General features: G+C 76.6%; 21 protein-coding genes. 10 read left to right on the top strand and 11 right to left on the bottom strand.

Going from position 1 to position 24325, the window contains the following annotated elements; genetic code table 11:
* Positions 1–11 precede the first annotated feature (11 nt).
* Entirely contained in the window at positions 12–755 is a 744-nt protein-coding gene (locus tag ACIRBY_RS26245; protein WP_403904696.1) for an SDR family NAD(P)-dependent oxidoreductase, read from the bottom strand.
* A 138-nt stretch (positions 756–893) separates the two neighbouring features.
* Between ACIRBY_RS26245 and ACIRBY_RS26240 the strand changes: the two genes are divergently transcribed.
* Positions 894–1970: an RNA ligase (ATP) gene (locus tag ACIRBY_RS26240; RefSeq protein WP_403904693.1), complete on the top strand. Its 1077-nt coding sequence runs from the start codon at positions 894–896 to the stop codon at positions 1968–1970.
* Between the two features lie 129 nt (positions 1971–2099).
* Entirely contained in the window at positions 2100–3017 is a 918-nt protein-coding gene (locus ACIRBY_RS26235) for an NADP-dependent oxidoreductase (protein WP_403904865.1), read from the top strand.
* Positions 3018–3195: 178 nt separating this feature from the next.
* Here the strand turns inward: ACIRBY_RS26235 and ACIRBY_RS26230 are convergent, their stop codons facing one another.
* The 4 genes from ACIRBY_RS26230 to ACIRBY_RS26215 all read right to left on the bottom strand — a co-directional run bounded on the left by ACIRBY_RS26230 (position 3196) and on the right by ACIRBY_RS26215 (position 9079).
* Positions 3196–6090 (bottom strand): poly(A) polymerase, encoded by a 2895-nt coding sequence (locus ACIRBY_RS26230; protein WP_403904691.1) that lies wholly within the window; start codon positions 6088–6090, stop codon positions 3196–3198.
* Positions 6090–7835 (bottom strand): RNA ligase family protein, encoded by a 1746-nt coding sequence (locus tag ACIRBY_RS26225; RefSeq protein ID WP_403904683.1) that lies wholly within the window; start codon positions 7833–7835, stop codon positions 6090–6092. Before ACIRBY_RS26225 ends, ACIRBY_RS26230 begins: the two co-directional genes overlap by 1 nt.
* An 87-nt stretch (positions 7836–7922) precedes the next feature.
* Complete coding sequence (locus ACIRBY_RS26220; RefSeq protein WP_403904680.1) at positions 7923–8567, bottom strand: hypothetical protein; 645 nt, start codon at positions 8565–8567, stop codon at positions 7923–7925.
* Positions 8568–8608: 41 nt separating this feature from the next.
* Positions 8609–9079 (bottom strand): hypothetical protein, encoded by a 471-nt coding sequence (locus tag ACIRBY_RS26215; RefSeq protein ID WP_403904678.1) that lies wholly within the window; start codon positions 9077–9079, stop codon positions 8609–8611.
* A gap of 274 nt (positions 9080–9353) precedes the next feature.
* On the opposite strand from ACIRBY_RS26215, the gene ACIRBY_RS26210 reads away from it, so the two are divergent.
* From ACIRBY_RS26210 to ACIRBY_RS26200, 3 genes are all read left to right on the top strand, one after another.
* Positions 9354–10361 carry an NUDIX domain-containing protein gene (locus ACIRBY_RS26210; RefSeq protein WP_403904675.1) on the top strand — a complete coding sequence of 336 codons (1008 nt, stop codon included), beginning with the start codon at positions 9354–9356 and terminating at the stop codon, positions 10359–10361.
* 121 nt (positions 10362–10482) lie between these two features.
* Positions 10483–11079, top strand: coding sequence for a hypothetical protein (locus tag ACIRBY_RS26205; RefSeq protein ID WP_403904672.1), 597 nt, complete (start codon positions 10483–10485; stop codon positions 11077–11079).
* Positions 11080–11187: 108 nt separating this feature from the next.
* Positions 11188–12120: a class I SAM-dependent methyltransferase gene (locus ACIRBY_RS26200; protein ID WP_403904669.1), complete on the top strand. Its 933-nt coding sequence runs from the start codon at positions 11188–11190 to the stop codon at positions 12118–12120.
* Between the two features lie 45 nt (positions 12121–12165).
* Here ACIRBY_RS26200 and ACIRBY_RS26195 read toward each other — a convergent pair whose 3' ends face one another.
* The gene (locus tag ACIRBY_RS26195) at positions 12166–13668 is read right to left on the bottom strand and encodes a DEAD/DEAH box helicase (protein WP_403904667.1); all 1503 of its coding nucleotides are present in this window, start codon (positions 13666–13668) and stop codon (positions 12166–12168) included.
* Between the two features lie 362 nt (positions 13669–14030).
* Here ACIRBY_RS26195 and ACIRBY_RS26190 point away from each other — a divergent pair, with 362 nt between their 5' ends.
* Positions 14031–14234 carry a cold-shock protein gene (locus ACIRBY_RS26190; protein ID WP_042813842.1) on the top strand — a complete coding sequence of 68 codons (204 nt, stop codon included), beginning with the start codon at positions 14031–14033 and terminating at the stop codon, positions 14232–14234.
* 65 nt (positions 14235–14299) lie between these two features.
* Here ACIRBY_RS26190 and ACIRBY_RS26185 read toward each other — a convergent pair whose 3' ends face one another.
* The 3 genes from ACIRBY_RS26185 to ACIRBY_RS26175 all read right to left on the bottom strand — a co-directional run bounded on the left by ACIRBY_RS26185 (position 14300) and on the right by ACIRBY_RS26175 (position 16209).
* A complete protein-coding gene (locus ACIRBY_RS26185) occupies positions 14300–14506 on the bottom strand; it encodes a ferredoxin (RefSeq protein WP_366450571.1) in 207 nt (68 codons plus the stop codon).
* A gap of 5 nt (positions 14507–14511) precedes the next feature.
* Complete coding sequence (locus ACIRBY_RS26180) at positions 14512–15723, bottom strand: cytochrome P450 (RefSeq protein WP_403904663.1); 1212 nt, start codon at positions 15721–15723, stop codon at positions 14512–14514.
* A 141-nt stretch (positions 15724–15864) separates the two neighbouring features.
* On the bottom strand, positions 15865–16209 hold the full coding sequence (locus tag ACIRBY_RS26175; protein ID WP_403904660.1) for a thioredoxin family protein: 345 nt from the start codon (positions 16207–16209) through the stop codon (positions 15865–15867).
* A gap of 92 nt (positions 16210–16301) precedes the next feature.
* Between ACIRBY_RS26175 and ACIRBY_RS26170 the strand changes: the two genes are divergently transcribed.
* From ACIRBY_RS26170 to ACIRBY_RS26155, 4 genes are all read left to right on the top strand, one after another.
* Positions 16302–16571 carry a hypothetical protein gene (locus tag ACIRBY_RS26170; protein ID WP_403904658.1) on the top strand — a complete coding sequence of 90 codons (270 nt, stop codon included), beginning with the start codon at positions 16302–16304 and terminating at the stop codon, positions 16569–16571.
* An 89-nt stretch (positions 16572–16660) separates the two neighbouring features.
* Complete coding sequence (locus ACIRBY_RS26165; protein ID WP_403904655.1) at positions 16661–17266, top strand: hypothetical protein; 606 nt, start codon at positions 16661–16663, stop codon at positions 17264–17266.
* 178 nt (positions 17267–17444) lie between these two features.
* Positions 17445–17801, top strand: a complete 357-nt coding sequence (locus ACIRBY_RS26160) for a YciI family protein (RefSeq protein ID WP_390686496.1) — start codon at positions 17445–17447, stop codon at positions 17799–17801.
* Between the two features lie 87 nt (positions 17802–17888).
* Positions 17889–19124, top strand: coding sequence for an RNA polymerase sigma factor (locus ACIRBY_RS26155; protein ID WP_403904863.1), 1236 nt, complete (start codon positions 17889–17891; stop codon positions 19122–19124).
* On the opposite strand, the gene ACIRBY_RS26150 is transcribed toward ACIRBY_RS26155, so the two are convergent.
* Complete coding sequence (locus ACIRBY_RS26150; protein WP_403904652.1) at positions 19114–20571, bottom strand: condensation domain-containing protein; 1458 nt, start codon at positions 20569–20571, stop codon at positions 19114–19116. The genes ACIRBY_RS26155 and ACIRBY_RS26150 overlap by 11 nt on opposite strands.
* Before the next feature lie 177 nt (positions 20572–20748).
* Positions 20749–24309 carry an AAA family ATPase gene (locus tag ACIRBY_RS26145; protein WP_403904649.1) on the bottom strand — a complete coding sequence of 1187 codons (3561 nt, stop codon included), beginning with the start codon at positions 24307–24309 and terminating at the stop codon, positions 20749–20751.
* Positions 24310–24325: the final 16 nt, after the last annotated feature.

Raw genomic sequence — 24325 nt, 5'->3', positions numbered from 1 at the left:
TCGGGGCCGGCTCACCGGCCGCCGGAGACCCGCAGGACCGCGCCCGTCGTGTACGAGGCGTCCGGCGACAGCAGCCACGCGATGGCTCCGGCGACCTCCTCCGGCTGCCCGGGCCGTCCCAGCGGGATGGTGCCGGCCGCCCTGGCGGGACGGTCCGGGGCGCCCATCGCGGCGTGCATGCCGGTCTCGATGACGCCCGGCGCCACGCAGTTGACCCGGATGCGGTCCGGCCCCAGCTCCTTGGACAGGCCCGTGGTGAGCGCGTCGACGGCCGCCTTGGTCGCCGCGTAGTGGACGTACTCTCCCGGGCTGCCCAGGGTGGCGGCCGCGGAGGAGACGTTCACGATGGCCCCGCCGCCCGTCCGCGCCATGTCCCGGGCGGCCCGGCGGCAGCAGAGCAGGTAGCCGAGCAGGTTCACCTCCACCACCCGCCGCAGGTCCTCGGTCCGGGCCTCGGCGAGCCGGCCCAGCGGCCCGGTCACCCCGGCGTTGTTCACCAGCCCGGTGACCGGGCCCAGCTCGGCCCCGGCGACGTCGAAGAGCCGCTCCACGTCCCGCTCCCGCGAGGTGTCGCCGGGCACCGCCACGCACCGCGCGCCCGCCGCCCGTACGCGCTCCGCCACGGCCTCGGCGGCCTTCTCGTCGCGCGCGTAGCCCAGCACCAGGTCGTGGCCCTCGGAGGCGAGCCGGACACAGGCGGCCGCGCCGATGCCCCGGCTGCCTCCGGTGACGACGGTGACGGGGCGACGTTCCATGGGTTCCTCCAAGTCGTGCGGCCGTGCGGCCGGTTGCCGGGCGCGGCGCAGGCTAACACCCCGATAACCGGTGGACCAGCGGAAATGGCGGCCCCGACAGTGGTCCGGTCACCACCCGGCCGAACCGAGGAGCCGCCCATGTCCACCCTCCGCGTCACCGTCGAGGAACTCACCGTCCACGCGCACCCGAACGCCGACGCCCTGGAGCTGGCCCAGGTGGGCCTCTACCGCGCCGTCGTCGCCAAGGGCGTATACCGGACCGGGGACTTCGCCCTCTACATACCCGAGCAGGCCGTCCTGCCGGCCGCCCTCGTCGAGGAGCTCGGCCTCACCGGCCGGCTGGCCGGCAGCTCCCACGACCGGGTCAGGGCCGTCCGGCTGCGCGGGGAGCTCTCGCAGGGGCTGGTGTGCAGGCCCCGCGCGCTCGACGGGGTCGACCTGGCGCTGGCCGCCAAGGAGGGCACCGACTTCGCGGAGGCCCTGGGCGTCGTCAAATGGTCGCCACCCGTGCCGGCCACCATGAACGGCGAGGTGGAGGCGGCCCCGCGGCTGCTGCCCTGGGTGGACATCGAGAACCTCCAGCGCTACCCGCAGATCTTCGAGCCGGGGGAGGCCGTCGTCCTCACGGAGAAGCTGCACGGCACGGCCTGCCTGGTCACCTACCTGGCCGACGAGGGCCGGGTGCTGGTCTCCTCCAAGGGTTTCGGCGCGCGCGGCCTGGCGCTCAAGGAGGAGGAGCGCAACCTCTACTGGCGGGCCGTCCGCGGCCACGGCGTGGAGCGGGCCGCCGCCCGGCTGGCGGAGCGGCTCGGCGCGAGCCGCGTCGGCGTCTTCGGCGAGGTGTACGGGTCCGGGGTGCAGGACCTGCCGTACGGCGCCCGGGCCCGGGCCGCCGACACACCGCCCGGCCTCGCCGTCTTCGACGTCTGCGCCGAGATCGACGGGCAGGTGCGCTGGCTGGACCCGGCGCGCGTGCTGGAGGAGGGCGAACTCCCGCTGGTGCCCCGGCTCTACGAGGGCCCGTACGCCCTGGAGACCGTGCTGGAGCTGGCCGTCGGCCGGGAGACCGTCTCCGGGCGGGACCTGCACCTGCGCGAGGGCGTCGTCATCCGGCCCGCCACCGAGCGCCACAGCCCGGTCGTCGGCGGCCGCGCCATCGCGAAGGCGGTCAGCCCGGCCTACCTGACGCGCAAGGGCGGCACCGAGTACGAGTGATCCCGCGGGTTCGGCCGCCGCCCGCGTTGCGCCGGGGCGCGCCGGGCGGTTCGTGGTGGGATGGGGGAAGGGGTGGTCGCACCGGTTCACCGAGAGGGCACACCCATGCCGCAGGAACCCCGGCCCACCATGAGGGCGATGGCCTACGAGACGTACGGCGGACCGGAGGTCCTGGCCGAGACCCGGCTCCCGGTCCCCAAGGTCGCCCCCGGCGAGGTCCTCGTCCGCGTGCGGTACGCGGCGGTCAACCCGGTCGACTGGAAGATCATGGCGGGCGGGCTCGACGGCCTGATGGACGTCGTGTACCCGGTGGTGCCGGGCTGGGACGTGGCCGGCACCGTCGAGCGGGTCGGCATCGACGTCCCCGAGTTCGCGGAGGGCGACGAGGTCATCGCGTACGCCCGCAAGGACTACGTGCACGGCGGCACCTTCGCCGAGTTCGTCTCCGTCCCCGTACGGGCCCTCGCGCGCAAGCCCGTCTCCCTCGACTGGCGGCAGGCGGCCGGCCTGCCGCTGGCCGGGCTCACCGCCTACCAGCTGCTGACCCGCCTGGGCACCGGCGCGGACGACACCGTCCTCGTCCACGGCGCCGCGGGCGGCGTCGGCTCGCTCGGCGTGCAGATCGCCCGCTCCCTGGGCGCCCGCGTCATCGGCACCGCCTCGCCCCGCAACCACGACCGGCTGCGCGGCCTGGGCTGCGAGCCCGTCGCCTACGGGGAGGGGCTCGCCGAGCGGGTGCGCGCCCTCGCCCCCGACGGCGTGACCGTCGTCGCGGACTTCGTCGGCGGAGTCCTGGACGTCACCACCGCCGTGCTCGCCGCCGGCGGCCGGCACGCCTCCATCGCCGACCACACGGTCCTCGGGGCCGGCGGCCAGTGGATGTGGGTCCGCCCCCTCGGCGAGGACCTCACGACCCTGGCCCGGCTCGCCGACGAGGGCAGTCTGACGGTCACGGTCGCCGAGACCTTCCCGCTCTCCGGCCTCGCCGACGCCTTCGCCCTCAGCCAGGCCGGCCACACCGCGGGAAAGATCGTGATCGAACTCTGAGCCACCCGGCCGGACCCCCGGGCACGGCATCGCGGCGTCCTCCGGGCGCCCGCCGTGCACCCCCCCGGACGCCGCGCACCGGCACGCCACGGCGGCCACGGCGCCCGGGCCCGTCCGGCGGACCACGGCCCGGGCCGCCGTCCCCGGTACGGCACCTCGCCGGGTTGCCGGAACAGCCTCAGACCAGGTCCGGGACCTCGCCGCCGTCCGCGCGGGCCGCCTCCACCCCCGGCAGGCCCGCCGCCCAGGGGGCCGTGACGGCGGTCAGGGCGGCGGCGTCCGGCGGGGCGGAACCCAGACCGACCGCGTAGCGGGCCAGGGTCGCGGAGCGCTCGAAGGGGCGGGGCCAGGCGTGGGCCTCCGTGATCCCGGCCTCCTCCAGGGCGGCGAGCAGGGCGCGCATCCGGCCCCGCGCCCGGCCCAGGTTCTCCTCGAACTCCCGCGCCGAGGCCCCCCGTACCGTCACCACCGCCCACGCCGCGTGCCGACGGTGCGGCGGGGGCGCCGTCAGGATCCCGTCCAGCCCCTCGGGCTCCGCCTCCAGCCGCTCCCAGGACTCGTACAGCTCCCGCACCAGCAGGTCCTGCAGGCCCGCCCCGACCTGGGCCGTGCAGCTGCGGACCGGCGCCGAGGGCGTCAGGACGGTGACCGGGTCCGCACCCGCACCGGTGCCGGCCGCCGGGTCCAGGGACACCGGCCGGCTCCAGTCCCAGGCGGCCCAGGTCCCGAAGAACTCCCGCCGCAGCGCCGCGGGCGAACGGTCCCCGGCCTCCCGCACCGTCCGGGCCGCCAGCACGGACCAGGCCAGGCCGGGCAGGCCCCCGAAGGGCGCCGAGTCCAGGCCACGGGCCCGCGCCCAGGCCTTGACCTCCCGGGCCAGCCGGGTGAAGGCGGGGTGCTCCGCCCCCACCGCCTGACGGACGGCCTCCGCGTCGGACAGCGCGCTCAGCGCCACCGCCTCCGCCGCGCCGAGCTCCGCCCGCCGCTCCACGGCCCCCGCCGGGTCCGGCCCGCCGGCCCCGACCACCACCAGGTCCACGTCCAGCCCCGACGCGCGCAGCCGCAGCCCCGGCACCCGCGCCCCCGTCACCTCCCGCAGCCGCTCCGCCTCCGGCAGCGCGGCCGCCACCCGCGCCCGCAGCGCCCCCGCGTCGGGCGTCCCCGGCAGCACCGCCACCAGGTCCAGGTCGGCCCCCGGCAGGGCGCAGCCCATCGCACGGGATCCGGCCGGACGCACCACCGCCTCGGGCAGCGCCGCCGCGATCCGCGCCATGAGCCCCCCGGCGACCCCCCGCACCTCGACCCCCGCCCCCGACGCCGAGGTCCCGGAGTCCCTCCTTGCCCCCTCCTCCGGGCCCGGGAGGTGCGAGGGCGGCTCGGGGTCGGTCCACCGCCAGGCGCCCGTGCCCGGTTCCACCACCGCCCGCACCCGCATCGGCCCGTCCCCGCGCCGCGACAGCACCGCCAGCTCCCCGACGTGCGCCGTGCGCGCGCCCGCCCCGAGCCGCTGTGCGCACTCCCGCTCCGCCCGCTGCGGATCCCCGCTCCGGCCCAGCGTCAGGTGCGGGGTCCAGCCCCCGGAGCGGCCCCGGCAGCCCGGGAACCGGTCGGTGAGGGCCCGCCGCAGCTCCTGCCAGGGCACGTCCCCGTCCTCGCCCGCCGCGGGGTCCAGCCACAGCGTCGCGTCCTCGCGCCGGCCGAAGGAGTGCACCCCCTCCAGCCGGGCGGTGAACGGCCGCACCGCCGCCGCGGCCCCGGCCAGCAGCGGCAGCGCCCGGGCGAAGGAGGACTCCGGTACGAAGCCGAACAGCAGGTTGACGTGCGCGGGCCAGCGCTCCACGGCGGGGTCGTGCGCCCGGCGCAGCTCCGCGACCGCCGGATCGTACGGCGGCAGCCAGGCCACCGCCGTGCGCGCGGTCGCCGGTACGCCGAGCAGCGCCTCGGCCGTGTCCGGAGCCCCGTACTCCACCGTGGCCTCCACCCCGAAGTGGTCGGAGGGGAAGAGCCCGTCCGGCGCGGGGGAGTCGCCCCGCAGCGCCGCGCCCCGTGCGCGTGCTCCGCCGGCGCGGGACAGCAGGATCCGGTCCAGCCGGCCCGCCCGCCCCGTCAGCGATCCGACGGCGGCCAGCGGATTGGCCCCGGGGTCGAAGGTGGGCGTGTCGTCGGCGGGGCCGTGCACGTCGTTCCAGGCGTCCCGCAGCCCCAGCGCGGCGGCCGGCCCCTGGGCCCCGGAGCGGCCGTCGTTGAAGTCGCCCAGCAGCGCGAGCCCCGCGTCGATCCCGCCCAGCCCCTCCGCCAGCCGCGCCAGTTCGGCTGTCCGCCGCCCGGCTCCGTCCTCGGTGTGGTCGCTGGTGAGGTGCGTCGCGGCGACGACCAGGGGGCCGCCGGCGGTGTCCACGGTGACGGCGGTGACCGCCTTGTGCGGGCCGAGCACGTGCAGGCCCGCCTCCCGCACCGGCAGCCGGCTCAGCACCAGCAGCCCGCTGTCCGCCACGTCCGCGCCGTGCGGATCGGTGCCCAGCGCGTACCCGGCCCGCACCCACGGCTCCGCCATCAGCAGGGCGAGCAGGGCCGGTTCCACCTCCTGGAGGGCGATCACGTCGGCGTCGGCCACCGCCAGGTCCGCCAGCAGCATCGGCCTGCGCCGGGCGGTGGCGATGCGCGGGGCGTCGTACCGGTCCCACAGGGTGTTCCAGGTCAGCAGCCGCACCCGCGCCGGGGGGTGCGCGTCGGGAGTGGCCCGCAGGGGCCGCCAGGCGCCGCCGTCCGCGGGGTCCCAGGCGTACGGGGTCCGCGCCGTGAAGAACGGCCCGCCCAGCAGCCGCCGGCCGCGCACCCGTCCGGCCCGCGTCGCGTCGATCCGGTCCAGACCGGTCGCCCGGTCCCACACCAGCTCGCCGTCGGCCTCGACGAACAGCACCCGGTGCCACGGGATGTCCCCGCCGGGCACGAACGAGGGCAGCGGCACCCGCTTGGGGGCGGCCCCGCGCCGGCGCACGCCGAGCGTGAACCGCGCCGGATCGAACCGCGGGTCCCAGCGGACCTGGTGGTAGAGCTGCTCACTGGTGCGCATCAGAGGTCCTCCCCCGCGTCGGCCGCCCCGAGGGAGCCGGCTCCGTCCCCTACCGTTCCGTCCGCCCCGACGTACCAGGTCCGGTGGGCCTGCCCGGGATGGGGCGGGCTGAACCGGCGCAGCTGCGCGGCCAGTACGGGTTCCGGCACCGGGTGCGCGCGGACCGCGTTGCGCCGCAGCAGCTCGGCCTCCCCGACCAGCACCACGACCCGGGTCACCAGCGCGTCCCGACGCCGTGCGACCGCCCCGGCCAGGCCGCGCTGCCGTTCCGTCAGCGAAGTGGCGTCCCACACCACGGTGCCCCCGGCGGCCAGGGCGCGGTCGAGCCGGTCCAGGCCCTCGCGCAGCACTTCCGGGTTGGCCCTTTGGTCGGCCCGCGCGCCCCGGGCCTCGCGCAGGTCGTCCAGGGCGATGTACGCGTCCACCCCCGGCAGGCCGCGCGCGAAGGTGCTCTTCCCGCTGCCCGAGGGCCCGCACAGCTGGATCAGCCGCGGGTACGCCGCCGGGTCGCGCCACCGCCAGGTCGCTGCCACGGCCTCGTCGGCGGTGGAGAGCGCACCCCGGCCGAAGGCCTCGCGGGCCTCGGCCCAGCAGCGGTCGGCGGCGTCGGCGTCCAGCCCGCCGAGGGCCTCGCGCAGCCCGACCCGCAGGGGGGCCAGCGGGTCGGCGCCGAGCAGCCCGGCCTCCTCGGCGCACAGCGCGGACCACTCCGCGCAGTCGGCCTCCTCGGCCGTCGCGCCCGGAAGGGCCGACGCCAGCGCGTGGAGCACCCCCAGGTCGGCGGCGGCCGCCAGCCGGACCAGCCCGGCCCGCCGCTCCTCGTCCGGGTAGGGCCTGCGCAGCACCGGGTGGAGCCCCACCAGGTCGGCGACCCGCCGCGCGGTCCGCATCCCGAGCGGCCCCGCGGCGAGCCGCGCCGCGAGGGCGGCCCGCGGCTCGCGGTGCAGCGCGGCGGCCAGGACCCCGGCCAGCCGGGCCTCCCCGGTGCGGCCGGCGCCGTCGAGCCGCGCGGTGACGGCGGCCAGGGCCCGTTCGTCCCCCGGGCGGGCCGGAGCCCCGGTGCCGAGGGCGGACAGCAGCCCGCCGAGTTCGGGTTCGGACCCGGAGCGGACGGCCCACAGGGGGGCGGCGGGGCCGAGCCCGTTCACCACCACGGGCGCGTACATCCAGTGCGTGCCGGTCCGCACGTGCCCGCCGCGCACCCACTTGGCCACGTACCGCCCGAAGTCCGCGCGGTCGAAGCCGGCCGTCGTGCGGACGACGTACCCCTCCTGCCGGGCGGTGTCGACGCGCAGCCTGCGCAGCGCCCGCTCGTCGTAGACCCCGCGCCAGAGCACCCGGGGCACGGGGACGCCGAGGCCGCGCAGGAACCGCACGGTGCGGTCCCAGTCCAGGCAGTGGTCGCCGTCCCACACCGAGAACCCGTAGAACCAGCTGTCGAGTTCCTCGTAGCCGAGGGAGTGGCGGGCGTACAGGTTCTCCCCGCAGATCCGCCGGCCGGCCGGGATCCGCGCCCCGATCCGGCCCTGGAGCCCCTTGACCCAGGTGCGGGAGGGGTGGTGGCCGGAGTCGAGGGAGCGGGCGTGCAGCCCGTCCGGGTACAGGGTGGTGTTCTCCCCGTCGAGCTTCTCGGTGACCACCACCTCCCGCCCGGCCAGCGCCGCCGTGCCCTGGGCGCGCACGTCGTCCGCCGTGGCGCCCGGGGACCACGGCAGGTGCGCGGTGCGGGGGTAGTGCGTGCGCATGGTCGGCTCCTGGTCGGGGGGACGGGGTGTCCGGTCACTGTAGGTAGCCGGAGCGGGGGCATCCACCCAATTCCCGGGGTGGGCGCTCTAGTCGGGCCGGTCCAGCTCGTGGAACTCCAGGCCGTCCGCGCCGAGTTCGGTGTTCTGCGCGTGCTCGGCCATCCGCGCGGCGTACTCGGGATGCGCGGCGAGCGAGGTGTAGTCGTCGAAGTCCAGGTCGATGACGCCGGCGAGATCCGCGAGGTACACGTCGAGGCCGGGGTACATCACGGCCACGTACGGCAGGTCGTCGAGGTCGGTCACCAGCACCGGGTACTCGCCCGTGGAGTCCGGTGAGCCCAGGTAGAGCAGGCGGCGCGAGTCGCAGCCGCCGACGAGCGGCAGGCACACGGCGGGCAGGAGACCCTCGAAGTCGCCGAACATGCCGGCCATGCCGTCGCCGGTGCCGTACATCCACTCCGCCGTCGCCCCCAGCCCCCGGTCGCCGAACACGGGCTCGGCCGGGTCCTCGTACCAGCCGACGCCGGCCAGCCAGGAGCCGTCGAAGGCCAGCCAGCGGCGCAGGCTGGGCGGCAGCGGCCTGCCGCCGGGCAGCCTCAGCCGGTCGAGCACCTCCGGCGCGACCGGCACCGGCTCGTCGAGGTCCGGGGCGTCGCAGCAGGGCCAGCCCCGCTCCCGGACCCGTTCGATCACCCGGTCGATCAGTGCGGCGCCGTGCATGGGCTCGTTCATGCGGTGCACTGTGCCACGCGCCGCCGACATCGCCCGCCGCGCTACCGGCACAGGGCCACGATCGCGGGGTCCACCCTGCCCTTTGCCGCCTCGCACAGCGCGGACATGTCGTACGAACGCCGGGGCGCGGGCCGGGGCGCGGGGTGTGCGGGCTGCCGTGCGCGCGGCTTCGCGGCGGGCGCGCGGTGGGTCGGCCGGGCGGGGGAGGCGCGGCGCGGGGGACGGCCGTCGGAGCGGTGCGGCGCGGCGGGTGCGGGCCGCACCGGTACGGCTTCCGGCTCCGGGGCCCGTACGGGGGCCGCCTCCTCGGCGGGCGGCGGCGCGTCCTGCGGCTCCGGGGCGGGCCCCAGCGGCAGCCCCTCCGCCGCGGGCGGCCGGGGCGTCCCCGCGGTCCGGACCGCGGCGGGCTCCTGCCGGGGAGCCTCGACGGGCGCCGGCGGCCGTACGGTCACGCACCCGGCGGCCAGCAGGAGGACGGGGACCCAGAGCGGGAGGCGGCGGCGCGACGGCATCCGCCCACCCTGCCGTACCGGGGCACCGCCCGGCGCCCCCGCTCACACGGACGGGTGAGTGCGGGGTCGCATACGTGGTCGGACCAGCGACTTTCACACCGCCAGCCCGCACCACGGACCGTATCAAGATCGACATAATCGGGCAATAAGGAGGGTCTGGAAGGTATGCGGCCGGTAAAGCCGTGAGGCCCCCGCCACCCGCGGCCGCCGTAACCCGACGGTCGCGCCCGCTGTTGCACAGGCGGCGGACCCACCCACGGTGAACGGAGTGCCCATGCCCCAGCTGACCGACGACCCCGGACGGAAGGGCACCTGGATGACCCCGGCGGAGTACGGGGCCTCGCGCGCCGCCGTGTGGACCGGAGCACTCGTCCTCGTCACCGACACCGACGGGCGGGTCCTCGTGCAGAGCGTCGACTACCGCCCGGACCGGCTGCTGCCCGGCGGCGCGGTGGACGCCGGGGAGGCGCCCGCGGCGGCGGCCGCCCGCGAGGTGCGCGAGGAGCTCGGGGTCGACGGCCGCTACCCGCGGGGCCTCGCCGTGGACTGGATCCCCGCCGACACCCCCGGATTCCCGCCCGAGATGCGCTTCCCCGGCGAGATCCTGCACGTGTACGACGGCGGCACCTGGGCCCCCGACCGGATCGGGTCCATCCGCCTGCCCGCCCAGGAGATCACCGGCATCGACTTCGCCGAGCCCGCCGACCTGCCCGCCCTGATGGAGCCGGGCGACGCCCGCCGGGCGCTCGCCGCCCTCCGGGCCCGGATCGGCGGCTCCGGGCCCGCCCTGCTGGAGGACGGCCGCCCCACCACCCCCACCGCCCTCGACCGGCTGGGGGTCCTGCGCACCCGCCGCGTCCCGCAACACGGCACCTGGCACCCCGGCCCCGTCCCCGCGCACCTGCCCGTCCGCGGACACTCCGGCTGGCTCTTCGCCCCCGACGGCCGGGTCCTCCTGCTCGTCGCCCGCGCCACCGGCGCCGCGCACCTGCCCGCCCCGAAGGCGGAGCCCGCCGTCGGGGCCCTGCCGCTCGGCTACCGGTACGCCGACCGGTCCGCGCTGGCCCGTACGGCGGCCCGCCTCACGGGGCTCGCCCCGGCCGGGGACCCGGCGTACGCCCGGCTGCTGGCCACCCCGGAACAGGTGCGGGAGCTCAGCGACTGGGGCCCCGCGGGCCGGCAGGAGCTGGCGGCGGTGCACGCCGCCCGCACCCAGCTCGGCCTCCCGGTCCCGCCCCGCACCCCGCCCACCGAGCTCCCGGAGCAGGGCCTGCGCTGGTGAGCGGCCCGCGCGGGCGCGGCGGCGCGGCCCGCCCGCCCCGCCCCCGCCGGAGCCGCGGACTCCGGGCCCGACGCCGCCCCCGGCCCCCGGGCGGGCCGGGCGGTCGTGTGGAATGGGGGGTATGGGGACCAGCGAGATACAGACGAGCGGGACGCCGGGGGGCACCCGGCAGACTCCGGCCGCGCCGCCGGCGCCGGGGGAGGCCCGGGAGCCCGCCGGGCGGCAGGAGGCCGCACCGCCGGCGGCGCACGCCGCCCCCGACCGCTGGCGCTACGCCCGCCACCTCGACCTCCTCGCCGCCGCCGCGGGGGCGGCCGGCGGGGCGGACGAGGCCGGGGCGGTGGCGGCCGTCCTGCGCGACCCCGACCCGGTGATGGCGCAGAGCGCCGTGGTCACCCACATCGACCGCCGGGCCGTGCGGCTGCTGCCCGGCGCCGGGTTCCGCGACTGGGCCCGCGCGCTGGACTCCGTCCTCGACGGGCACCCGTTCCCGGCCCGCCGGCTGCGCGAGTGGACCCTGCTCAAGGCGATGGCGAGCGGCGGGAGTTGGTCCGCGGCCGAGCTGGCCGCCGCCTCCGACTGGTGCCAGCGCACCGCCGTCCAGTCGCCCGCCTCCGACGAGGCGCTGGCCCTGCTGGCCGCCTCCGCCCGGACGCGCCGGGTGCGCAACGCCGCCGCCCGGCGGCTGCACCGGCGCGCGGCCCCCCGCTCGGAATGATCAATCCCACGGAGCGCTCGCCATACGGCTGTTCGGGGGTTTAAGGTCGGCGTACCCGGCCGGGTATCAGCGTTGAACCGATGCCATTCCGCTGGAGGATGACTCTCCGTGTCGCACGTTTCACAGGCTCCCGTCACCACCCCCGACACCGAGCCCGCACCGCCCGCACCCCGCTCGTTCGGCGAGGTGAAGGGCTGGTTCTCGGCGTATGACCAGGTGCTCTTCGACTGGTTCCTGGCCCGCCAGAACGACAGCGCCGACACGAAGGGCGACCTCCTCGAACTGGGCGCCTTCATGGGCAAGAGCGCGATCTTCCTCGCCGGCTACCTGCGGGAGGGCGAGGGGTTCACCGTCGTCGACCTCTTCGACTCGCCCGCGCCCGACGACAGCAACCTCGAAGAGGTGCGGGACTCCTACCCCACCCTGACCCGGCGCGGCTTCGAGGCCAACTACCTGGCGTTCCACGAGGAGTTGCCGACCGTCATACAGGCGCCGACCTCCGTCGTGGCGGACCGGGTGCGCCCGGACAGCTGCCGCTTCGTCCACATCGACGCCTCGCACCTGCACGAGCACGTCGTCATGGACATCGCCTCCTCGAAGACCGTCGCCGCCCCCGGGGCCGTCGTGGTCTTCGACGACTACCGCTCGGCCCACTGTCCCGGCGTCGCGGCCGCGGTCTGGGAGGCGGTGGCCGTCGGCGGACTGAAGGTGATCGCCGTGTCCGCCGCGAAGCTCTACGCGACCTGGGACGACCCCGAGCCCCACCAGGCGGCCCTGCTCGCCTGGCTGGACGGCCGCACCGACCTGTGGCACGGCGTGGACACCGTCTGCGGACGGCCGCTGGTGCGCATCGGCGACCACGGCGTGGCCGCCCCGCCCGCCCCGCAGCCGCTGCGCGCCACGCCCGAGCCGGTGACGCCGCCGCCCGCCCCGAAGCCCGCTCCCCGGCCGGGGGCCGGGTGGCGCAGGCTGGCCAAGGACCTGCTCCCGCCGGTGGTCACCCGCGCGATCGTCTCCGCCCGGCGCCGCCGCCGGGCGTGAGCTCCGGGGGTGTCCGGCAGGTCAGGGCCGGACACCCCCGGGCCGTCACAGCCCCTTGCGGACCCGGGCCGCGCGGCGGGCCTCGGCGGCCTGGCGCGCCTCGATCGTCTTGCGGGACTCCTTGCCCCGGCCGGCCCGGCCCGGGCGCGTGCCGAGGCCGCGGAAGCCCAGCTCCGTACCGCTCGGCCGACCCTTGGCGTCCGTCGGCAGGGCCCCGGACAGCGGGACCCCGGAGGGCCTGCGGGCGCCGGTGATCCGGCTCAGCGCCGCCTCGCCCGAGCGGACCTGGGTGATGGTCGGCCGGATCTTCGCGTCGGCCATCAGCCGGACCATGTCGCGCCGCTGGTTGGGCGTGACCAGGGTGACGACCTTGCCCGACTCGCCCGCGCGGGCGGTGCGCCCGCCGCGGTGCAGGTAGTCCTTGCTGTCGGCCGGCGGGTCCACGTTGACCACGAGGTCGAGGTCGTCGATGTGGATGCCGCGCGCGGCGACGTTGGTCGCGACCAGGACGGTGAGCAGGCCGTCCTTGAACTGCCCGAGGGTCTTCGTGCGCTGCGGCTGGGACTTCCCGCTGTGCAGGCCCTCCGCCCGCACGCCCATGGCCCGCAGGTGCTTCACGAACTGGTCGACCCCGTGCTTGGTGTCCAGGAACATGATCACCCGGCCCTCGCGGGCGGCGATCTCCGTCGCGGCCGAGACCTTGTCCGCCGCGTGGATGTGCAGCACATGGTGGTCCATCGTGCCCACCGAGGCCGACTGCGGGTCCACGGAGTGCGAGACCGGGTCCTTCAGGTAGCGGCGCACGAGCTGGTCGACGTTGCGGTCCAGGGTGGCCGAGAACAGCATCCGCTGCCCGTCGTGGTGCACCTGGTCCAGGAGCTCGGTGACCTGCGGCATGAACCCCATGTCGCACATCTGGTCGGCCTCGTCCAGCACCGTGATCCGCACCCGCTCCAGGTGCACGTCGCGCCGCTTGACCAGGTCGCTGAGCCGGCCCGGCGTGGCCACCACGACCTCGGCGCCGGTGCGCAGCGCCCCCGACTGGCGGCCGATGGACAGCCCGCCGACGACGGTGGCCATGCGCAGCCGCAGGGCCTGCGCGTACGGGGTCAGCGCCTCGGTCACCTGCTGCGCCAGTTCGCGCGTGGGGACGAGGACCAGCGCGAGCGGCCGCTTCGGCTCCGCCTGCCGGCCCGCGGTGCGGGCCAGCAGGGCCAGGCCGAAGGCGAGGGTCTTGCCGGAGCCGGTGCGGCCCCGGCCGAGGATGTCGCGGCCCGCGAGGGAGTTCGGCAGGGTGGCCGCCTGGATCGGGAACGGCTCCCGCACCTCCTGCTGGGCCAGGGTCTCCACCAGCTCGGCGGGCAGTGCGAGTTCGTCGAACGAGGCCACCGGGGGCAGGGCCGGCGTGGCCGTCCGGGGCAGGGTGAACTCGCCCTGCGGGCCCAGGGTCCGCGGGGCCTTGCCGGCGCCGCCCCCGCCCTTGGAGCGGGAGCCTGCCGACGCCGCGGCCTTGATGCCGAAACGCCCGTGAGCTGACGGGTTCTTCATGCAGAACCTTCCGTGAGGAGAACCGAGCGGGGTGGGGAGCGGGGTCCCGAACGGCGACGAGCCGGGGTCCGTACCCCTCGGTACGGTCCCCGGCTCGTCGTACGCGTCCGCACCGGGCGAAAGCGCCCCGCGCCTGAAGTCTTCCGGCCATTTTACCAGCGGGCCGCCGCGGGGGCGGGGGCCCGGGCGTCCACCCGGGGGCCCGGGCGTCCACCCGGCGGGGCCGGGCGCTCCGCCGGGTCGGGCAGATGTTCGAAGCGCCCGGTTGGCGGTGCTCCGAGTGTGGCGTGCGGGACGGGTGGGCAGTATCGAGACGGCCGCGCAGGCGGCCCGAGCGGAACGTCGAGTGAGGATCAGTACCGATGGCAACTGGCACCGTGAAGTGGTTCAACGCGGAAAAGGGGTTCGGGTTCATCCAGCAGGACAACGGCGGCCCCGACGTGTTCGTGCACTTCTCCGCCATTCAGGCGCAGGGCTACAAGTCCCTCGACGAGAACGCCCTGGTCGAGTACGAGGTGACCCAGGGGACCAAGGGTCCCCAGGCGGAGATGGTGCGGCCCATCTGACCGCCCTCCGCGCGCCCCGTGCGTGACAGCGGCCCCCGCCGGTCCGGCCGGCGGGGGCCGCTGCGTCACTCCCGCTCCGCCGTCTCCCGGACGGTGATCGCCGACACCGGGCAGGCGCGGGCCGCCTCCCGGACCATCGGGCTGCCGTGGCCGTCCTCGCGGCCGGGCAGCACCTCGCTGAGCCCGTCGTCGTCCTGGGTGAACACCTGGGGCGCCGCCAGCACGCACTGGCCGGCACCGATGCAGACGTCCCGGTCCACGGAGATCCGCACGGCGCTCACCAGGCCACGGGCAGTTCGAGCATGCCCTGGACGGTGTCCCCGGGTTTGAACGGGATCGTGTCCGGGTCGGCGTCCAGGCGCAGCCCGGGCAGCCGGTCGAACAGGGTGCCGAGCGCGACCTCCATCTCGGCCCGGGCCAGGTTCTGGCCCAGGCACTGGTGGATGCCGAAGCCGAAGGCCAGGTGGCGGTTGGCCGGCCGGTGCCAGTCGAGTACGTCGGGGGACGGGAACACGGCGTCGTCGCGGTTGATCACGGAGGTGGAGAAGACCACCCCGTCGCCCGGCCGGATCGTGACCCCGCCGACCTCGATCTCCTCGGTGGCGAACCGCAGCATCGCGTCCGCGATCGACAGGAACCGCATCAGCTCCTCCACCGCCCCGGACAGCAGCGAGGGGTCGGCCCGCAGCTCCGCCAGCTGCTCGGGGTGGCGCAGCAGGGTGAAGGTGCCCAGGGAGATCATGTTGGCGGTGGTCTCGTGCCCGGCGATCAGCAGGATCGCGGCCAGCGAGACCAGCTCGTCGACATCGGTCTCCCCGGTCTCCAGCCGGGTGTGGACCAGCTCGTCCAGCAGGCCCTCGCCCGGCTCGGTGCGCTTGCGCAGGATCAGCTCCCGCAGGTAGTCCTGCAACCGCTTGCGGGCGTCGTCGACGTCGGCGGGCGCGGGGCCGCGCAGCAGCCTGCGGGACTGGGCCTCGAAGAACTCGTGGTCCTCGTAGGGAACCCCCAGCAGGGCGCAGATGACCATGGACGGCACCGGCAGGGCGAAGGCTCCGACCAGCTCGGCCCGCGGGCCCTCCGCCACCATCGCGTCGATCAGCCGGTCGACGGTCTCCTGGATCCGGGGCCGCAGGGCGGCGGCCCGTTTGACCGAGAAGCTGGGGATCAGCATCCGGCGCTGGGTGTTGTGGACGGGGTCGTCCTCCCCGAGGAGCGCGGTCCGCTGCCGGGTGATCCCCTTGAAACGCGCGCTGGGGAGGGGGAAGGCCTCGTGGGTCCGGTCGGTGGACAGCCGCCCGTCCGCGAGCAGGGACCGGGCCTCGGCGTGGCCGGTCACCACCCACACCGGGCGGCCGTCGAAGAGGGTGACCCGGCTCAGCGGCCGGGTGTCCCGCAGGGGCTGGTAGGCGGCCGGCGGGTGGTAGGGGCAGGTGCGGTCCTGCGGGAAGGCGAGGGCGCCGGACGGGGCGCCGGAGAGGGTTTCGGACATGGAGAACAACACCTCGCAAGGGATGGTTCCGTCGTGCCGCATCCATTACATGCCTCAGGCACCTATCTTACCCATGCCACTTTCGGCCAGTCTGCCCGAGTTCACACGCGGGAGGGCCGGCCGCCCCGCCCGCGCGCCGCTCTAGAACCCCGCCTCCTCCAGGAGGTCCCGCAGCCCGGACGCCGTCAGCGGGCCGGCGTGGGTCGCCACCGCCTCGCCCGAGCGCAGCAGGACCACGGTCGGCGCGCCCGCCACCCCGTAGCGCCGGACCGTGGCCGGGCAGCGGGTGATGTCCGTGCGGACGGCCGTCAGCCGGGCGCCGTACTCCCCGGCCACCTCCGCGACGACGGCGTCCATCGCCCGGGAGGCCTCGACGGCCTTCGGCCAGGTGCCGGTGAAGTAGGCCAGCACCGGGGTCCCCTGTGCCATGCCGGTGATGAAGTCGAATTCCCGGTCCTCCAGGGGCCGGTGTACCCCACGGGTCATGGGCGGTGCTCTCCTCGTTCCGTATCTGCTCGCCGCCCAGCCTAGGCGGCGCGGCGGGGCCCGTTGTCAGTGGCGCCTGTGATCCTGTGGGCATGGACCTCAGCACGCCGCGCCGGAGGGTCTACGGCGCCGACCACGACGATCCCGACCCGGGCCCGCGCCCCGGCCACGCCTACGGCGAGCTCGTCGGCGGACCCCTGGACGGGCTGCTCCTCGACGTCACCGGCTGGAGCCCCGCCCGGCTCGCCGAGGAAGCCCGCCTGCCCACCGAGATAGGCCGCTACGGGCCCGGCGGCCGCGCCCACTACCGGCGCCGCGCCGCGGACCCGGGCCGCTGGGACTGGTCGGGGGACAGTCGGTAGGCGCCAGCCCGCCGGTTTCGCGCGAACCGCCCGGTTCGGAGATCATGAGACATCGCCTGGGGAAGGAAGTGGCCGTGGGGCACCTAGTCATGAGCACCGGCAGCATGCGCGAAGCGATGCGGCTGCTCACCGCCGTGGAGCGCACCCCCGAGCAGGAGCGGACGCTCGTCACCGTCCGCGAGAAGTGCCGGACCGTGGACGGGCGGCTGCACGGCCAGGGCATCGACCTCGACGTCTCCGTGGCCCAGGCCCTGGAGGAGCTCCTCGACGGCGCCGTCAGCGCGACGGAGGGACCCGCCTACCACTACGCCCTGCACGCGCTGATCTCCTCGCACTTCTCCGACACCCACGACCTCGGGGACTGGCGGCGCCAGTCCTGGTTCTGGACGGTGGACGAGGAGCTGGCGCGCGCCGGCCTCCCGGCCCGCCTCGCCATCTCCCAGATCCTGATGTCCGGCCCGCCCGTCCGGCTGCCCCCCGCCGGTGACACCACCCCCTGGATGGGGACCTTCCCGACCGAGCTGGCCGCCGAGTTCGTCGCCGCGCACGAGGCGGTGCTGGACCGGGTGGACCCGGAGGTCCGGGAGACCGTCGAGGTCTTCCTCAAGGCCGTCCGCCTGGAGGCCGAGGAATGGGCGGCCACCCGGGAGGACCGGCGCGCCCAGCAGGACACGATGTTCTTCTGGTGCGCCTGACGGCCGTCCCGCCGCCCGCCGGCGGCCGCGTCCCGCGCCCGCCCGGTGGCCCGCCCGGTGGCCCGTCCGGGAAAATTCCTCGAAGAAATTCTCCGGGAGCCGTCGATCCGGGCCCGCCCCGTTCGACGCAGGGGTGAGAGGCGGGGAGAGCCCCCGCCCTCCCGACCGAGGAGTCACCATGCCGCGCTTCCTGACGCTCATCCGCATCAACGAGCAGGACCTCCCCCCGAAGGACTTCCCGCCGGAGTTCGAGCAGCGCATGGGCGCCCTGCTGGAGGAGGTCACCAAGGCCGGGGTCATGCTCGACACCGCCGGACTGCTCCCCACCGCCCAGGCCACCCGCCTCGACTGGTCCGCGGGCGCGATCAGCGTCACCGACGGCCCCTTCACCGAGACCAAGGAGGTCGTCGGCGGGTACGCCCTCCTCCAGTGCAAGGACAAGGCCGAGGCCCTGGAGTGGACCAAGCGGTTCCTGGAGACCCACCCGACCTCCTGGCACGTCGGCGCCGAGGTCCGTGAGATCCAGGAGATGTGAGCGGGTGCGGGAGGCGGCCCCGGCCGCCTCCCGCGCCGCGTTTGCCCCGCCGGGGCGCGGCTGCTCTGATGGGTGGCCGTGACGGCAGTGACCACGGCCCGTGCGGTCGAGACGGTGTTCAGGATGGAGTCCGCGCGGATCATCGCCGGCGTCGCCCGGATCGTGCGGGACGTCGGCATCGCCGAGGAGCTCGCCCAGGACGCCCTGGTGGCCGCCCTCGAACAGTGGCCCGCCTCCGGGATCCCCGACCGGCCCGGTGCCTGGCTCATGACCACCGCGAGGCACCGGGCCGTCGACCTCGTGCGCCGCAAGGAGACGTACGCCCGCAAGCTCGCCGAGGTCGGCCGCGCCCTGGAGGACGTACCGCCGCCCCCCGAGCCCGCCGAGCCGGACGACATCGACGACGACCTGCTCCGGCTCGTGTTCACCGCCTGCCACCCCGTCCTCGCCACCGAGGCAAGGATCGCGCTCACCCTGCGCCTGGTGGGCGGGCTCACCACCCGGGAGATCGCCCGCGCCTTCCTGGCCTCCGAACCCACCGTCGCCCAGCGCGTCGTCCGGGCCAAGAGGGCCCTGGCCAAGGCCGGGGTCCCCTTCGAGGTCCCGTACGGCGCCGACCGGGAGCAGCGCCTGGCCTCCGTCCTGGAGGTCATCTACCTGATCTTCAACGAGGGCTACTCCGCCACCGCCGGCGACGACCTCCTGCGCCCCGCCCTCTGCGAGGACGCCCTGCGCCTGGCCCGGCAGCTGGCCGCCCTGATGCCGGACGAGCCCGAGGCGCACGGCCTCGCCGCCCTGCTGGAGTTCCAGGCCTCCCGCACCGCCGCCCGCACCGGCCCCGACGGCGCCCCGGTCCTGCTCGCCGACCAGAACCGGTCCCGGTGGAACCGGCTCCTGATCCACCGCGGGGTCGACGCCCTGCGGCGCGCCGGCACCGGCCCCTACTCCCTCCAGGCCGCCATCGCCGGCTGCCACGCGGCGGCCGTCCGCTACGAGGACACCGACTGGACGGCCATCGCCACCCTCTACGGGCGCCTCGTGCAGCTGGTCCCCTCACCGGTGGTCGAGCTGAACCGGGCCGTCGCCGTCTCCATGGCCGAGGGCCCCGAGGAGGCCCTGGCGCTGGTCGACGCCCTGGCGGGGGAGCCCGCCCTGCGCTCCTACCACCTGCTGCCGAGCGTACGGGGGGACCTGCTGGAGCGGCTCGGGCGCGCGCAGGAGGCCCGCGCCGAGTTCGAGAGGGCCGCCTCCCTCACCCGCAACGCCCGCGAACGGGACCTGCTGCTGGCCCGGGCCGCAGCCCTCCCCGGCGTCAGCCGCTGAGCCCCGCCGCCCGCGCCCGGCCGGGCTCGGGCCGCCGCGGGGCCGTCAGCCCGACGGGCCTGCGGAAGCCGCCCGTGCGGGCCACGCTCTGCACCGTCCGGCGCAGCGCCTCCTGGAAGTCGTCCATCGTGCGCCGCGCCGCCGGGGTGTCCACGTACAGGGAGTTCATGTGCAGCCCGTCCGCGTCCCGCTGGAACCACGAGCAGGTCCCGTTGCCCGTCGCCGACCACACGTGCGTGGTCGGCCGCCACTCCTCGTGCCGCTCGGCACCCGGACAGCGGCGCATGTCGATGTAGGAGAAGAAGTTCACCGCGTACGGCCAGGAGCGCAGGGCGAACTCCTCCGGCGCCAGCAGCTCCCAGGCCCGGACGAACGGCACGTCCAGGTGCCGCATCATCTCCCGGAACCCCTCCCCGACCCCGGCCACCACCTGGGCGAAGTCCTTGCCCGGGGAGGCGTCGAACTCGATCGGCAGCGTGTTGACGAACCACCCCACCGAGTTCGCCCACGTCGCGCGGCCGCGCTCGCTGACCGGCATGAACCCCCGGTACACCCCGGGACCGCCGGCCTCGCGCAGGCACACGGCGACGGAGGCGAGCAGCCCCATGAAGGGCTTGGCGCCGGTTTCCCGGCACACCTTCTCGAACACCTCGGCCTCCGCCGCGTCCAGCAGCCAGGACGCCTCGTTGACGATCGGGTACATCCGGCCCGGCTCGACGCCCAGGTCCAGCGGGCAGCGGGGGAAGAACTCCCCGTTGCGCTCGATGAAGGACTTCCAGTAGCCCAGGCGCTCGTCGTCCGCGTCGATGGAGAGGTAGCGGCGGCGCTGCTCGTCGGCGAAGTCGAGATAGCTCGGCGCCGGCGGCAGTTCGGGCTCCTCGCCGCGCAGCAGCGCCTCGTACGAGGTGAGCACCTGGTGGGCGACGACCGGCATCGACATGCCGTCGCAGACGATGTGGTCGAACGCCAGGTACACGGTCGCGGAGTCGGGGCGGACCACGGCGCCCATCACGAACAGCGGCCAGGACAGGGTGTCGATGCTCCGCTGGAACCGCTCCGACAGGAACGCCCCCAGCCGGTCGGCCGACCCGTGCGCGGCCACCTCCTCGGCCTCCAGGGCGAGTTCGTCCGCCGGCAGGGGAGCGCACGACACCTCCCCGGCCAGCCGCAGGAACTCGCACCGCAGCACCTCGTGCCGCTGGACGAAGCCCAACAGGGCCCGTGCCAGCACCGGTTCGTCCAGGGCGCCCTCGACCTCGAAGGTGACGGCCACCCAGGAGGCGACCCGGTCCCCGTCGGCGCGGCTCTCCTCCGCGACGGTGAAGTGCTTGTCCTGGTTGAACGAAGCCCTCCGGTCCGCCGCGCCCGGAGCGGTCGTGGAGCGCAACCGCCACTCGACCAGGCGTCCCGGTGCCACGTGGTGCATCTCCAGCGGAAACTGCCGCATTCACGCCATCCCTTCGTCCCCCGAATCAGCCCCGAGCGCCTAACGACACCCGGACCGCGGAAGTGACGCCCTCGCCCCCGCTCCCCTCCGCGGCGCGGTCCGCGGCCCGGTCGGGGGCGTCGACGCGCGCCTTCCGACGGGCCGTCCCCCGGCCGGGAGCCGGCGCCGGGGCGCACGTCACCCGCGGGGCCGCGGGACCGTCCGGGCCGGCGGAAGCTGGTGGCTGCGGCGCTGCTCCGGCGTCGGCGGGTGCAGGACGCGGCCCGCGGCCAGGCGTAGCAGCGGGCCGGCGCCGTCCGGGGCGGCCGGGGTCCACAGGCGGACCGTGCGGTCGCGCGAGGAGGTGGCGATGCGGCCGCCGTCGGGGGACCAGGCCAGCCCGTTGACCCAGTCGGCGTGCAGCCCGACGACGGCGACCGGCCCGGCCGCGACCGGGTCCCACAGCCGCACCGTCCGGTCGCGGGAGACGGAGGCGAGCCGGGTGCCGTCCGGGGACCAGGCGACGCACTGGACCCGGTCGTCGTGCCCGGCCAGCACGGCGAGCGCCCCGTCCGGCCCGCCGGCCCGGGGGTCCCACAGGCGGACGGTGCGGTCCCGGGACCCGGTCGCCAGCCGGCGCCCGTCCGGCGACCACGCCACCTCCCACACCTGGTCCTCGTGCCCCGCCAGGGTCCGCAGCCGCTCGCCCGTGCGGGCGTCCCAGACGATGACCGCCCGGTCCGTCCCGCAGGTGGCCAGCAGCCTGCCGTCCGGCGACCAGTCGGCCCCCGTGACCCAGTCCCCGTGGCCGCGCAGCACCCGGGTGGGCCCCCGGCCGTCCGCGTCCCTGACGTGGACGAGGCCGTCGCGCGCGGCCGTCGCCAGCCGGGTGCCGTCCGGGGACCAGCACACCGCCGACACCTCCGCGCCGTGCCCGCCCGGCAGTTCGGCCGCGGGGGTCCCGTCGCGCAGCCACAGCGCCGCCGCGCCGTCGCGGCGGCCCACCGCGAGCCGCGAGCCGTCCGGGGACCAGGCGAGGTCCCCGCACTGCCCCGTCGCCAGCACCTGCGCGGGCCCGAACTCCGGGGCGTGCCACAGCCGTACGGTGCCGTCCTCCGAGGCGCTGGCCACGCAGCCGCCGTCCGGCGACCAGGCCGTCTGCCACACCGATTCGGTGTGTCCGCGCAGCACGCAGGGCGGCGCGGCCGGCTCCCAGACGGCCAGCGTGCCGTCCCGCGAGGCGGTGGCCAGCCGACGCCCGTCGGGGGTCCAGGCGACCGCGTGCACGGTGTCCAGGTGCCCGGTGAGCCAGAGGGCGGGGCCCTCCCCGTCGGTCCCGGCCGGGGCCTCCAGATCCCAGATCCGGACGTTGCGGTGCTGGTCGCCGGCGGCGAGCCGGGTCCCGTCCGGGGACCAGGCCAGGCAGTCGACCCGGTCCATGCTCCGCAGCACCCGTACGCCGCGGCCCGTGGCCGCCTCCCGGAGCACCACGGTGCGGTCCGCGGAGGCGGAGGCGAGCAGGGAGCCGTCGGGGGACCAGGCGAGGGCCGTGACGGCGTCCTCGTGGGCGGCGCCGGCCGTCACGGGCCCGCCGCCGGCCGCCGGCCAGATCCGTACGGACCCGTCCTCCCCGGCGGCGGCGATCCGCCCGCCGTCGGGGGACCAGGCCGCGCTCCCCAGCGCCCCGGGCGGGGCTTCCAGCACACCGGCCGGGGCGAACGGGGCGGTGTCCCACAGCCGCAGCCCCCGGCCGGCCCCGGCCGACACCAGCCGGCGTCCGTCCGGGGAGAACGCCAGCGCGGCCGGCCCCTCGCCGTGCCCGCCCCCGGCTCCGGGCTGCCGCAGCGCGGCCACCGGCCGCCAGGCGGCGGTCTCCCAGAAGGTCAGCCGGGCGTCCCCGCCGACGCAGGCCAGCAGGGCGCCGTCGGGCGACCAGGCCACCGTACGGGGCGCCCCGCCCGGCACGTCGAGGACGACCGGCGCCGCCTCCCCGGCCCCGTCCGCGTCCTGCGGGCCCTCCTCCAGAGCGTGCGCCGCCCAGACCCGCACCCGGCCGTCCCCCGAACAGGCGGCGAGCCGCGCCCCGTCGGGGGACCAGGCCGCGCCGGTCACCGCCGCGCCGAAGCCCCCGCGCACCGCCCGCAACAGGGACCCGTCCAGCGCGGTCCGCAGCGCCTGGAGGGCGGTCGGGGTCGGCGCCCACTCGGTGGCCGCCGCGAGGGCGACCGAGACGGCCGTCTCCGGTTCGCGGCTCTCCAGCACCCGGGCCGCCACCGCGTCCGCCGTACGCGCCCGGGCCGCCCCGTCCGCCCGGGCGCTGCGCTCCACGTACTCCGCCACCAGCGCCGACACCTCCAGCCCGGCGGGGGCGTGCTCCTGCCAGGCACGGGCCGCGGCCAGCCGCTCCCCGGTCAGCAGGAAGGCCTCGCCCCGGCCCGCGAACTCCCACTCCTGGGCCCAGCGCTCCCATGCGCCGCGCCGCCGCAGCTGTTCCACGTGCTCCTCGACCGCCCGCCGCAGGGGCGGCCAGCGGCGCAGCAGCGCCTCGTGGGCCAGGTCGAGGACCCCCGCGTCCGAGGTCAGCAGCCGGCCGGCGACGAAGGCGTCGGTGATCTCCCTTTCGGCGGGCGCCAGTTCGGACCGGGCCACGCGCCTGCGGACGGGTTCCTCGCCCTGGACGGCGACCAGCCGCAGCAGGGTCCGCACCACCGGGTCCGGATCCCGCGGCCCGCCGCCGTCGGGGCCCAGCAGCTCGGCGCGGATCCGGTCGGCCTGCCCGACGAGGGCCCCCGCGACCCCGCCGACCTCCCGGTAGTGGGCGTACCCGATCACCGACCCGGGCCCGCCCGCCAGCCGGTACAGCTCCTGGAGGGTGTAGGCGAGCAGGGGCAGCGCGTCGCCGCCCCCGCAGTCGTCGACGATCCGGGACACCAGGCCCGCCTCGAAGGTGACCCCGGCGGCCGCGCCCGGCCGGGCCACGACCTCGTGCAGCGCCTCCCGCTCCAGGGCGCCGATCACCACCGGATCCCTTACCAGGAAGGCCAGTTCGGCCTCCAGGAACCCGGTCAGGAAGTCCGAGCGCAGGGTGCCCACCAGCCACAGCCTCGGCTGCCGCGCCAGCTCCTCCCGCACGGCGGCGGCGAACGCGGCCCGCTCGCGCGGCCCCGACAGGGTCAGCAGCTCCTCCAGCTGGTCCACCACCAGCACCCGCGGCCGCCCGTCGGCCGCCGGGCCGTCCAGGGCCCGCCGCAGCGCGCCGGCCGGGTCGGTGCCGGGGGTGAGGGGCGGGTACGCCGTCCAGCGCGTGCGGCGCCCGGTCAGCGCGGGCAGCAGCCCGGCACGGACCAGCGAGGACTTGCCGGAGCCGGAGGGCCCGACCACCGTCACGAACCGGTGCGCCCGGGCCGGCGCCGCCGGGTGCAGCCGGGCCACGAGCGCGGCGGTCTCCCGCTCCCGCCCGAAGAACACGGCCGCGTCCTCTTCCCCGAAGGCCTCCAGCCCCGGGTACGGCGGCTGCCCGGCCGTCCACGCCACGGGGGCCGCCACCGGCCGCCGCTCCAGCCAGCGCAGCCACAACTGGCCGCCGACCAGGGCGAGGAGCCCGACCCCCACGAGGGGTACCGACCACTGGCGCAGCAGCCGCAGCGGGAGCGGAACCTCGCCCTCGACGCTGGTGGCGTAGTTGGTCGCGATCCCGAGCAGGGCGCCGACCAGCATGAGCAGGACGTCGAGAACCAGTGCGAGCGGTCGTCGTTGCATGAGGCCAGAACCTAGC

This window comes from Streptomyces sp. NPDC096136 (assembly GCF_044763325.1).
In the GTDB taxonomy this organism is placed as follows: Bacteria; Actinomycetota; Actinomycetes; order Streptomycetales; family Streptomycetaceae; genus Streptomyces.
Note: the sequence above shows the minus strand (reverse complement) of the source record. Positions and strands in the feature narration are given on the sequence as shown.

Coding starts and splice junctions, on each gene's coding strand:
- ACIRBY_RS26245 (WP_403904696.1), bottom strand. CDS start 755: ATGGAACGTCGCCCCGTCACCGTCGTCACCGGAGGCAGCCGGGGCATC.
- ACIRBY_RS26240 (WP_403904693.1), top strand. CDS start 894: ATGTCCACCCTCCGCGTCACCGTCGAGGAACTCACCGTCCACGCGCAC.
- ACIRBY_RS26235 (WP_403904865.1), top strand. CDS start 2,100: ATGAGGGCGATGGCCTACGAGACGTACGGCGGACCGGAGGTCCTGGCC.
- ACIRBY_RS26230 (WP_403904691.1), bottom strand. CDS start 6,090: ATGCGCACCAGTGAGCAGCTCTACCACCAGGTCCGCTGGGACCCGCGG.
- ACIRBY_RS26225 (WP_403904683.1), bottom strand. CDS start 7,835: ATGCGCACGCACTACCCCCGCACCGCGCACCTGCCGTGGTCCCCGGGC.
- ACIRBY_RS26220 (WP_403904680.1), bottom strand. CDS start 8,567: ATGAACGAGCCCATGCACGGCGCCGCACTGATCGACCGGGTGATCGAA.
- ACIRBY_RS26215 (WP_403904678.1), bottom strand. CDS start 9,079: ATGCCGTCGCGCCGCCGCCTCCCGCTCTGGGTCCCCGTCCTCCTGCTG.
- ACIRBY_RS26210 (WP_403904675.1), top strand. CDS start 9,354: ATGCCCCAGCTGACCGACGACCCCGGACGGAAGGGCACCTGGATGACC.
- ACIRBY_RS26205 (WP_403904672.1), top strand. CDS start 10,483: ATGGGGACCAGCGAGATACAGACGAGCGGGACGCCGGGGGGCACCCGG.
- ACIRBY_RS26195 (WP_403904667.1), bottom strand. CDS start 13,668: ATGAAGAACCCGTCAGCTCACGGGCGTTTCGGCATCAAGGCCGCGGCG.
- ACIRBY_RS26190 (WP_042813842.1), top strand. CDS start 14,031: ATGGCAACTGGCACCGTGAAGTGGTTCAACGCGGAAAAGGGGTTCGGG.
- ACIRBY_RS26180 (WP_403904663.1), bottom strand. CDS start 15,723: ATGTCCGAAACCCTCTCCGGCGCCCCGTCCGGCGCCCTCGCCTTCCCG.
- ACIRBY_RS26175 (WP_403904660.1), bottom strand. CDS start 16,209: ATGACCCGTGGGGTACACCGGCCCCTGGAGGACCGGGAATTCGACTTC.
- ACIRBY_RS26170 (WP_403904658.1), top strand. CDS start 16,302: ATGGACCTCAGCACGCCGCGCCGGAGGGTCTACGGCGCCGACCACGAC.
- ACIRBY_RS26165 (WP_403904655.1), top strand. CDS start 16,661: ATGAGCACCGGCAGCATGCGCGAAGCGATGCGGCTGCTCACCGCCGTG.
- ACIRBY_RS26160 (WP_390686496.1), top strand. CDS start 17,445: ATGCCGCGCTTCCTGACGCTCATCCGCATCAACGAGCAGGACCTCCCC.
- ACIRBY_RS26150 (WP_403904652.1), bottom strand. CDS start 20,571: ATGCGGCAGTTTCCGCTGGAGATGCACCACGTGGCACCGGGACGCCTG.
- ACIRBY_RS26145 (WP_403904649.1), bottom strand. CDS start 24,309: ATGCAACGACGACCGCTCGCACTGGTTCTCGACGTCCTGCTCATGCTG.